The organism is Specibacter cremeus, assembly GCF_003946885.1.
Lineage (GTDB): Bacteria > Actinomycetota > Actinomycetes > Actinomycetales > Micrococcaceae > Specibacter > Specibacter cremeus.
In genome coordinates this window covers 74,861-83,551 of the sequence record NZ_RWKQ01000017.1, presented here as the reverse complement: position 1 = coordinate 83,551, position 8,691 = coordinate 74,861, and the positions used below count along the sequence as shown (strand labels likewise).

9 protein-coding genes are annotated in these 8,691 nt (G+C 69.8%); 2 read left to right on the top strand and 7 right to left on the bottom strand.

Annotation, left to right across the window (positions count from 1 at the left end; translation table 11 throughout):
• Positions 1–426: hypothetical protein (locus tag EJC77_RS20660; RefSeq protein WP_205787009.1), on the top strand; the 426-nt coding region annotated here is incomplete at its 5' end.
• A gap of 25 nt (positions 427–451) precedes the next feature.
• On the opposite strand, the gene tyrS is transcribed toward EJC77_RS20660, so the two are convergent.
• The 5 genes from tyrS to EJC77_RS08590 all read right to left on the bottom strand — a co-directional run bounded on the left by tyrS (position 452) and on the right by EJC77_RS08590 (position 5,911).
• A complete protein-coding gene (tyrS, locus tag EJC77_RS08610; protein ID WP_240629981.1) occupies positions 452–1,753 on the bottom strand; it encodes a tyrosine--tRNA ligase in 1,302 nt (433 codons plus the stop codon).
• 36 nt (positions 1,754–1,789) lie between these two features.
• Positions 1,790–4,027: a HelD family protein gene (locus tag EJC77_RS08605; RefSeq protein WP_125611629.1), complete on the bottom strand. Its 2,238-nt coding sequence runs from the start codon at positions 4,025–4,027 to the stop codon at positions 1,790–1,792.
• A 122-nt stretch (positions 4,028–4,149) separates the two neighbouring features.
• Positions 4,150–4,683 (bottom strand): adenine phosphoribosyltransferase, encoded by a 534-nt coding sequence (locus tag EJC77_RS08600; RefSeq protein WP_125611627.1) that lies wholly within the window; start codon positions 4,681–4,683, stop codon positions 4,150–4,152.
• A gap of 76 nt (positions 4,684–4,759) precedes the next feature.
• Positions 4,760–5,080, bottom strand: coding sequence for a hypothetical protein (locus EJC77_RS08595; RefSeq protein WP_125611625.1), 321 nt, complete (start codon positions 5,078–5,080; stop codon positions 4,760–4,762).
• A 153-nt stretch (positions 5,081–5,233) separates the two neighbouring features.
• Positions 5,234–5,911, bottom strand: coding sequence for a DNA-3-methyladenine glycosylase (locus EJC77_RS08590; protein WP_125611623.1), 678 nt, complete (start codon positions 5,909–5,911; stop codon positions 5,234–5,236).
• 81 nt (positions 5,912–5,992) lie between these two features.
• Between EJC77_RS08590 and EJC77_RS08585 the strand changes: the two genes are divergently transcribed.
• Positions 5,993–6,868 (top strand): DNA-3-methyladenine glycosylase family protein, encoded by an 876-nt coding sequence (locus EJC77_RS08585; RefSeq protein WP_125611622.1) that lies wholly within the window; start codon positions 5,993–5,995, stop codon positions 6,866–6,868.
• Position 6,869: 1 nt separating this feature from the next.
• Here EJC77_RS08585 and EJC77_RS08580 read toward each other — a convergent pair whose 3' ends face one another.
• On the bottom strand, positions 6,870–7,901 hold the full coding sequence (locus tag EJC77_RS08580; protein ID WP_125611620.1) for an aldo/keto reductase: 1,032 nt from the start codon (positions 7,899–7,901) through the stop codon (positions 6,870–6,872).
• Positions 7,902–7,929: 28 nt separating this feature from the next.
• Positions 7,930–8,664, bottom strand: coding sequence for a maleylpyruvate isomerase family mycothiol-dependent enzyme (locus EJC77_RS08575; RefSeq protein WP_125611618.1), 735 nt, complete (start codon positions 8,662–8,664; stop codon positions 7,930–7,932).
• Positions 8,665–8,691: the final 27 nt, after the last annotated feature.

Sequence of the window (8,691 nt, the reverse complement as noted above, 5' to 3'; positions counted from 1 at the left end):
AAAACAGTCAATCAACCAATCAAACATAACCAATCGGCATCAAAAAAACTTGGCACACTATTGAGTTCTCAAACAACAAACACAAACGAGTACTTGAAGCATTTCTTGCTTCGCTTTCATCGCTGCGGTGTTTACAGCTTATTTCATCGGAATTCACTTTGTCCAATCGGCAGTTCGTGCCGCTCGTCACACCGTGAATTCACCGAATTCCTTCACCATATATTCTTCCGTTCGATCGCAGCACGCGACGAAGCGATAAGGAAATGGTTTGGTTTAGGGATTCAGCGCCCCGCTTCACCGTTCCCACCCGCCGGAGTGATCCAGCCGGGAGCAGCGCAAGCGCAGCAGACTTGTAGAACTATACACAGCTGCCCGCCGGTGCGCAAACGCGCCGGCGGGCAGCTGTGGTGGGGAGTCTGTCGGTGATTTCGACAGGCTCAATCACCGACCGCTAAACGATCTCCGCCATGACCAGGGTGCGCTTGCCGCGGCGCAACAGCAAGTATCTGCCGTGCAGCGCGTCCGCGGCGTCGACGACCACGTCCGGGTCGGTGACCTTTGCATTGTTCACGTACGCCCCACCCTCCCCGATCGTCCGGCGGGCGGCCGAGTTGCTGGCGGACAGGCCGGAGGCCACGAGCAGGCTGACGATGTTCAACTCATCGGCGGGCACGGTGACCTTGGGCAGTTCACGCGTGGCCGCGGCCAGCGTCGGCACGTCGAGGTCGGTCAGCTCACCTTGGCCGAACAACGCCGCGGACGCCGCAATGGCCTTGTTCGTCGCCTCGACGCTGTGCACCAGCGACGTGACCTGGAATGCCAGCACGCGCTGCGCCTCACGCGCCTGCGGCCGCTCGGCCACAGCCCGGGCGAGCTCCTCGATTTGTTCGCGGGACAGGAACGAGAAGACCTTCAACCGGTCGATGACGTCGGCGTCGGCCGTGTTCAGCCAGAACTGGTACATGTCGAAGGGGCTGCACATGGCCGGATCGAGCCAGATGGCATTGCCCTCGCTCTTGCCGAACTTCGTCCCGTCCGAGTTCGTGATCAGCGGCGTGCCCAGCGCATGCACGGACGCACCCTCGACCTTGCGAATCAGGTCGGTGCCGCTGGTCAGGTTGCCCCACTGGTCGGAGCCGCCCTGCTGCAGCCGGCAATCGTACTGGCGGTACAGCTCCAGGTAGTCCATGCCCTGCAGGATCTGGTAGCTGAACTCGGCGTAGCTGATGCCCTCCTCGGAGTTCAGCCGGGAGGCCACGATGTCCTTCTTGACCATGGTGCCGATACGGAAGTACTTGCCGACGTCGCGCAGGAAGTCCAGCACGGACATGGGCGCGGTCCAGTCGAGGTTGTTGACCATGCGCGCGGCGTTCTCGCCCTCGAAGCTGAGGAACCGGTGGACCTGGCCTTGCAGGTAGCCGACCCACTCCGCGACCGTTTCCTTCGTGTTCATGGTGCGCTCCGCCGTCGGCCGCGGGTCCCCCACCAGGCCGGTGGAGCCGCCGACCAACCCGAGCGGCTTGTGCCCGGCCAGCTGGAGCCGGCGCATGGTCAGCAGCTGGACCAGGTTGCCCAGGTGCAGGCTCGGCGCCGTCGGGTCGAACCCGCAGTAGTAGGTGATCGGGTCGCCGGCCAGCAGTTCCTCGAGGGCGGCCTCGTCCGTCGATACATGGACCAGGCCGCGCCACTTCAGTTCCTGCCAGACGTTGGGGAAGCTGGCGTCGTTAACGGGGGCGCGAAGTTCGGTTTGCAATGACACCCTCCAAAATTACCAGTACGACGGCGCTACTCACGCCTCGATGCCGGCCGGCAGTTCCGTCGTGGTCACCAGCCGCAGCCGCCGTGTCGGGCGGGTCATCGACACGTACAGGTCGCCCACCCGGCCGCCGGCGGCCGCCAACAGGCCGGACGGTTCGATGATGATGACACCGTCGAATTCCAACCCCTTCGCCTCGTGCGGGTCGATGACGACAATGTCCTGTTCCAGCGACCCGGCCCCGTGCCCGACCCGGCGGCCGTACATGGCCCGCACGGCCGCCGTCGTCCGTGCCACCTGCGACGCCTCGGTGATGACGGCCAGCAGGCCACCGTTCAGTGCGTCCAGTTCCTCCGGCAGGATCCGCACCAGTTCCTCCAGTACCCCGGTCCCGACGACGCGGTCAACCAAGGGCGGCCATTCGCCGTCACGCACCGCCTTCGGCGCGGAGACGACCTGGCCGGCCGCATTGGCCATGCGGACGGCGGCCTCGGCGATCTGGGCCGGGGTGCGGTAGTTGACCGTCAACTCCTCCAGCGTCCACCGGTCGTCGAAGAACGGGGTGAGCGCCTGCCGCCAGGACCGGGCACCCGAGGCGGCGCTCGTCTGGGCGATGTCGCCGACGATGGTGAACGACTTGACCGGGCACCGGCGCACCAGCAACCGCCATTGCATGGGCGAGAGTTCCTGGGCCTCATCGACGACGATGTGCCCGTAGGCCCACGTCCGGTCCTCCACGGCGCGCTCGGCGCTGGTCAGGTATTCCTCGTGCACGGCGTTGTGGTCGGCCAGCATCTGGGCTGTCACCACGCCGTCGACACCCGCGTCGGCCAACGTCTGGTTCACGTTCATGATGGCCTTCTCGGCATTGGCCAGATCCCGTTTGCGCTGCGCCCCGGCCGCGGACGTCTCGGCCGTGTGTGCCTCCGCCCGGCCGAGCAGTTCGGCTGCCTCGTCGAGCAGCGGCACGTCGGACTCGGCCCACGGCGCGTCGTGCGGCCGGTGCAGCAACGAGCGTTCGGCCTCGGTGAGCCGCGATGCACACGCGGCCAGGATCGCCGGCTTCGCGAACAGCTCCGCGACGAGCTTCTCCGGGGTCATCGGCATCCAGCACAGGTTCAACATGACACGCACGTCCCGGGCGTTGCGCACGTCCTCGGCCAGGTACGACCGGTCCGCGGTGTTGCCGGCGCCGGCCGCCTCGATGTGTTCGCGCAGCTGCTCGGTCAGCTCGCGCAGCAGGATTTTCACGAAGGTCGCCCTGGCCTCATTGTGCGGCTTGCCCGTTGCCCGCGCCTTGTCGCGGGCGCGCCGGACTTGGCGGACCGTCAGGCGCAACCGGGTCCCCTCCACCGTGACGGTGGTGTCCTGGCGCGGGAGCCGTTGCCGGTTGGCGACGGCGTTGGCGATCACGTCCGCCATGAACGTGCGGCCCTTGATCTCGGCGACGGCACGCGACTCCGTGGCGGTCGCCGTGATGCCGGGCATGAGCCGGCCCACGCTGGCCATGACGACCCCCGTCTCCCCCAACGACGGCAGGACACGTTCGATGTACTTCATGAACGCGCTGGTGGGCCCCACGAGCAGCACTCCGGCCGACTTGAGCCGGTCCCGGTGCGTGTAGAGCAGGTAGGCGGCACGGTGCAGCGCCACCGCGGTCTTCCCGGTGCCCGGGCCGCCCTGCACGACGAGCGCGCCGCTGAGCGGGGCCCGGATGATCCGATCCTGTTCGGCCTGGATGGTCCCGACGATGTCGGACATGCGCCCGGTGCGCCGGGAATTCAGCGCGGCCAGCAGGGCGCCCTCGCCCTGGAGCTCGCCGCCGTCGGCCAGCAAATCGGCGTCCAGCACATCGTCCTCAATGGCCAGCACATGGCGGCCGGAGAGGATCAGGTGCCGACGCCGGCGCACGCCCTGGCGCTCGAACGCCGTGGCCTGGTAGAACGTGCCGGCCTCCGGCGCCCGCCAGTCGACCATGAGCTGGCGCAGGTCGTCGGTGGACAACCCGATACGGCCGATGTAGCGCCGCTCCCCCGAATCCAGGTCGAGCCGGCCGAACACAAGCCGGTCGTCCACGGCGTTCAGCTGCGCGAGCCGGTCCTCATACAGGGTGGCGAACGCGTCCCGCTCCGACCGGTTCTGGTGGGTTCCGGCACTGAGCGTGCGGCGAACATCGGCAAGCTGGGCGACCTTCTCGGCGCGCAGCTCATCGAGGCGCGCGTAGAGCCCGGCCACGTACTCGCGTTCGTTGGCCAAATCGGCGTTCTGCATTCACTGCTCCCCTGGCGAAGGTCGTCTGCCGGACGCGTGCCCCGGCAAAAGTTGGACCATCCAGTCTACTCCGGCGCGGCCGGGCTCCGGGACGTACGGTTTCGTGGTGTGTCGGGCGGCGCTCACACGGTGACGAGCGACTCCACGTGATGCCCCGCCAGTGCGGCGCGGCCCGGCAACGACGCCAGCTCAAGGACGACGCCGATGCCCGTCACGTCCGCCCCGGCACGTTCGAGGAGCCGCACGGCCACCCCGAGCGTGCCACCGGTGGCGAGCACGTCGTCGAGGAGGAGCACGCGGGTGCCCGCGGCGACATCGCCCTGGTGGATCTCCAGCGCCGCCTTCCCATACTCGAGCGCGTAGCGTTCCGTGAACAGGGCCCTGGGCAGCTTGCCGGCCTTGCGGACGGTGATCATGCCGGTCCCCGTCGCATACGCGGCGGCCGCGGCCAGCAGGAAGCCGCGCGCCTCGACCCCGGCCACGGCGTCGAACCGGCCGGCGAAGGGCGCCACCAGCGCGTCGACCACCTCGCGCAGCGCGGCGCCGTCGGCGAAAACGGGCGTCAGGTCCTTGAATATGATGCCGGGTTCCGGGTAGTCGGGAACGGTGGCACAGAGCCGGCCGATGGTCGCGGCGGCAGGCGAAGTCTCACTCACGTCCCCAACGCTACCGCCCCCGGACCGGGCACTCGCACCGGGGCGCACGGAGGCCGCGGGAGGGCCGCGTCGAATGTCACGGGAAATTCATCCCCGGCACAGCCATTCCGGCATCGCCGGGGGCCTCCGGGATGATGAAATATTCGCTGTGCAACACTCGATTACGCGCTCCGGGCACGGCGTCCGGCTCGTCCCGCTGCGACGCCGCCACGCGTCCGCGCTGTTCCCCTTCATCGCCACCGGGCTGTGGGCCGGCATGGCCGCCGAACAGCCGGCCTCGAAACGCGCGCTGGACCGGTTGTTCGCGGCGCGGATTGCGGACCCCGCGACGCTGCCGTTCGCGGTCCTCGATGATGCGAGCGGTGCCGTCATGGGGACCACGAGCCTGTACGACCATGCGCCGGAGCAGTCGCGTGTGGAGGTCGGCCATACGTTTTCGGCCGCGAATACTGGGGCGGGGCCGCCAACAGCGCCGCCAAGCTGCAGGTGCTGCGGTTCGCGGGTGGATGTCGCCGTGTACTCGATCCTGGAGCACGAGTGGCCGCATGCGTCAGCGGGCCGGCCTGACCCGGACGACGCCGGGCTTGTACCGGGACACGGTCGGGTCGCCGTCGAGCCAGAACCGCCACGGGTAGGCGGCGGCGCCGCCGGGCCCGCTGATACCCACGCGCGGGCCGGTCCGCACGTTGGCGGCGGGCGTGTCGGGCAGCGTCACGCTCACCTCGCCCCCGAGCGCGTCGATGCCGTTGTGCACCCGGCTCAGGCCCAGTGCCATGGTCAGTCGGGCCGGGCCCTGGGCCAGTTCGGAGTCCTTCTTCGCGGTGGGCCGCCGGGACCGGGCCAGCTCGATGCCCTCCACGATCTCCCCGGCCCGCATCAGGCACCCGGACGACGTCCCTTCCGGCCGGCAGACCAGGTTGGCGCAGTAGTGCATGCCATAGGTGAAGTACACGTACAGGTGCCCGGGCGGACCGAACATGACGGCGTTGCGGTTCGTCTTCCCGCGATAGCTGTGCGCGCCCGGGTCCGGGTCGGCGGAGTCATGTGGCCCCAGATACGCCTCCACCTCGGTCAGGCGCACGACGACGGTCCCCTCCGGACACGTGTGGCGCACCAGCGCGCCGAGCAGCCGCGGGGCGACGACGGTGGCCGGCTGCAGGAGGAGCTCGGGCAGGGACCGGCTCCCGTGAGCGTCTTCGGAATCGGTGACGGGTTCGGACACGGGCATGCTGCCACGCTAGCAGCGCGCGGGTGGGACCGTGTTTCCAGGCGTTTTCGGGGCGGGCATGGTCGGTGACAAGATGGCTGCATGGCCGTCACGCTCGAGTTCCATCCCCCGTTCGACCCGGGCATCTTCGCCTTCCTCGCGGCCCGTGCCGTGGCCGGGGTCGAGGAGGGCAGTGGTGCCTCCTATGCGCGCACGGTGCTGTTGCCCGGCGGGCACGGCTGGTTCCGGGTCGCGTGGGACGGCCGGGGGCTCGCCTTGGAGCACGACCTGGAGGATCCAGCCGACCTGCCGGAACTCGTGACCCGCGTCCGCCGTCTGTTGGACCTCGACCGGGATCCGGCGGTGACCGACACGGTCCTGGCCGCCGATCCGCAACTGGCGTCCCGGGTGGCCGCCGTTCCCGGGCTGCGCCTGCCCGGCTGCATCGACCCGGCCGAGATCGTCATCCGCGCCATGATCGGCCAGCAGATCACCGTCGCTGCGGCCCGGACCGCATTGACCCGACTGGCCGCCCTGGGCACGCCGAGCCGCACGCCGCACGGATCCATGGCGCGGCTGTTCCCGTCGCCGGCGCAACTGGCCGCCGGCGGCCGCGCCATCCTGCGCGGCCCGCAACGGCGCATCGACGCCGTCCTGTCCGTGGCCGGGCTGCTGGCCGACAGGACGGTCGCCATCGACCACACGGACACGCCCGAGACACTGGCCGGCAAGCTGCTGCCGCTCCCGGGCATCGGTCCGTGGACTCTCGGATACGTGGGGATGCGCGTCCTTGGCGCTCCCGACGTGTTCCTGCCCACCGACGCGGCCGTGCGCAACGGGTTTGGGGCGTTGCGTGGCCTTTCCCCGGCACAGTCGCGCCGGTTCACGCCCGCCGACCTCGCGGCCATGGCTGAACCGCTCAAACCGTGGCGCTCCTACGCGACGCTGCACCTGTGGCGCGCCGCGGCCGGGTCCTAGGTCAGCGGCCGCCCTCGATCTTGCGGCTGCGCTGCTCGCGGCCGCCGACGCCGTACGGGTACGCCTCCGCGCGCGGCATGCTGGCCGCGGCCAGGGCGACCAGTTCCCCGGCGGCCAGTTCCAGGTCCACGGACGCGAGGTTGTCCTCCAGCTGTTCGAGGGTGCGGGCGCCGAGGATGACGGACGTGACGGCCGGCTGTACCCGCACCCAGGCCAGCGCCACCTGGGCCATGGACACACCCCGGCCCTCCGCCACGGATTGCACGGCGTCGATGACGGCCCAGGTGTGCTCGTCGCCGTTGCGCGAGTTCCACGCCTCCACGCCGCGGGCCGGGTTTTCGCCCAGGCGGGTGGCCCCCTCCGGGTGGACGTCGCGGCGGTACTTGCCGCTGAGCCAGCCACCACCCAGCGGCGACCAGGGCAGCAGGCCGAGCCCGGCGTCGAGCGCGGCCGGGACGATCTCGTGCTCGATGCCGCGCGCCAGCAGGTTGTACTGCGGCTGCAGCGTCACCGGTGCGGCCCAGCCGTGCGCCCGGGCCACGTGCACGGCCTTGGTCAGCTGCCAGCCCGTGTAGTTGGAAAACCCGTAGTGGCCGATCTTGCCGGCGGCCACGGCGCCGTCCAGGAAGCGCAGCGTCTCCTCAACCGGGGTGACCGGGTCCCACGCGTGCACCTGGTACAGGTCGATGTGATCGACGCCGAGGCGCGACAGTGACGCGTCCAATGCACGGGACAGGTGGCGGCGGGACAGGCCCACGTCGTTCGGCCCCTCGCCCATCGGGAAGCGGCCCTTTGTGGCCAGCACGACCTGTTCGCGCTCCGTCGGGTGTGCCGCCAGCCAGCGGCCGATGATCGATTCGGATGCGCCGTGCGTGTACACATCGGCCGTGTCGACGAGCGTGCCGCCGGCGGCGAAGAACGCGTCAAGGAGCGCATGCGACGCGGCCTCGTCGGCCTCGTGGCCGAACGTCATGGTGCCGAGCGCCAGGTCGGAGACGACGGTTCCGCTGGTGCCAAGGGTGCGGTAGTGCATGGTTCTCCCCGGTTCTGCGGGTGGATCGTTATTTGGCTGTGGCCGGTGCCGGCCAGGGCAGCAGGTCCGGCAGCGGCACGGAGTCGGCGGCGGCCTCGGCACGCAGGGTGCCCAGTGTCGGGGTGCGCCCGGCCAGCCAGGCGGCGATGTCGGTCAGCATGCCGGAGATCGACACGGTGTTCTCGCCGCCGCCGATCGCCTGTGCGGGCAGGCCAAGGGGCAGCAGCTTGAACCGGCTGCCGCCCGGAACGCGGGCCGCCAGGAAGTCGACCAGGTACAGGCAGAATTCCTTCGACCACGTCTCGGGACCCCGTCCCACGTCGAGGTCGGACAAGTGGATGACCAGTTCGCGCCACAGCGCCAGCCCGCCGTCGCGGACCACGCCGCCGCGGTAGGAGATGGGCAGCTCCCACTGGTCCGCGGCCAACCCGTCGAACGCGTGCAGCGCGCGGCCGAGCGCGGCATCCACGGCGATGCGGTGCTCGGCGGCGCCGAGCCCGGCGGCCATTTCGATCGCCTGTGTGCGGCCGGCCATGCCGCCGTCGTACATCTCCACTTTCTCGCCGCGCACCGCGTACTCGACCTGCCGCGCCATGGCGTTGCACACCCCGGCCAGGTGCGCCAGCACATGGCCGCGGGACCAATCGGGCAACTCCGTCGCGGCGCGCACGTCGTCGTCGGCCAGGTCGGCGATCTTGCGTTCGAGCGTGTCGGCGGCCGTGCCGAGGCGATCGAGCAGGTCTGTGGCGGAGATCTCAGTCATGGGGACAGGGTATCCCACCACCCTCCG

Excerpts from the sequence above, each read along its gene's own strand:
- EJC77_RS08605 (WP_125611629.1), bottom strand. The coding sequence starts at position 4,027 with ATGCAGAACGCCGATTTGGCCAACGAACGCGAGTACGTGGCCGGGCTC.
- EJC77_RS08595 (WP_125611625.1), bottom strand. The coding sequence starts at position 5,080 with ATGGTCGTACAGGCTCGTGGTCCCCATGACGGCACCGCTCGCATCATC.
- EJC77_RS08590 (WP_125611623.1), bottom strand. The coding sequence starts at position 5,911 with ATGCCCGTGTCCGAACCCGTCACCGATTCCGAAGACGCTCACGGGAGC.
- EJC77_RS08585 (WP_125611622.1), top strand. The coding sequence starts at position 5,993 with ATGGCCGTCACGCTCGAGTTCCATCCCCCGTTCGACCCGGGCATCTTC.
- EJC77_RS08580 (WP_125611620.1), bottom strand. The coding sequence starts at position 7,901 with ATGCACTACCGCACCCTTGGCACCAGCGGAACCGTCGTCTCCGACCTG.
- EJC77_RS08575 (WP_125611618.1), bottom strand. The coding sequence starts at position 8,664 with ATGACTGAGATCTCCGCCACAGACCTGCTCGATCGCCTCGGCACGGCC.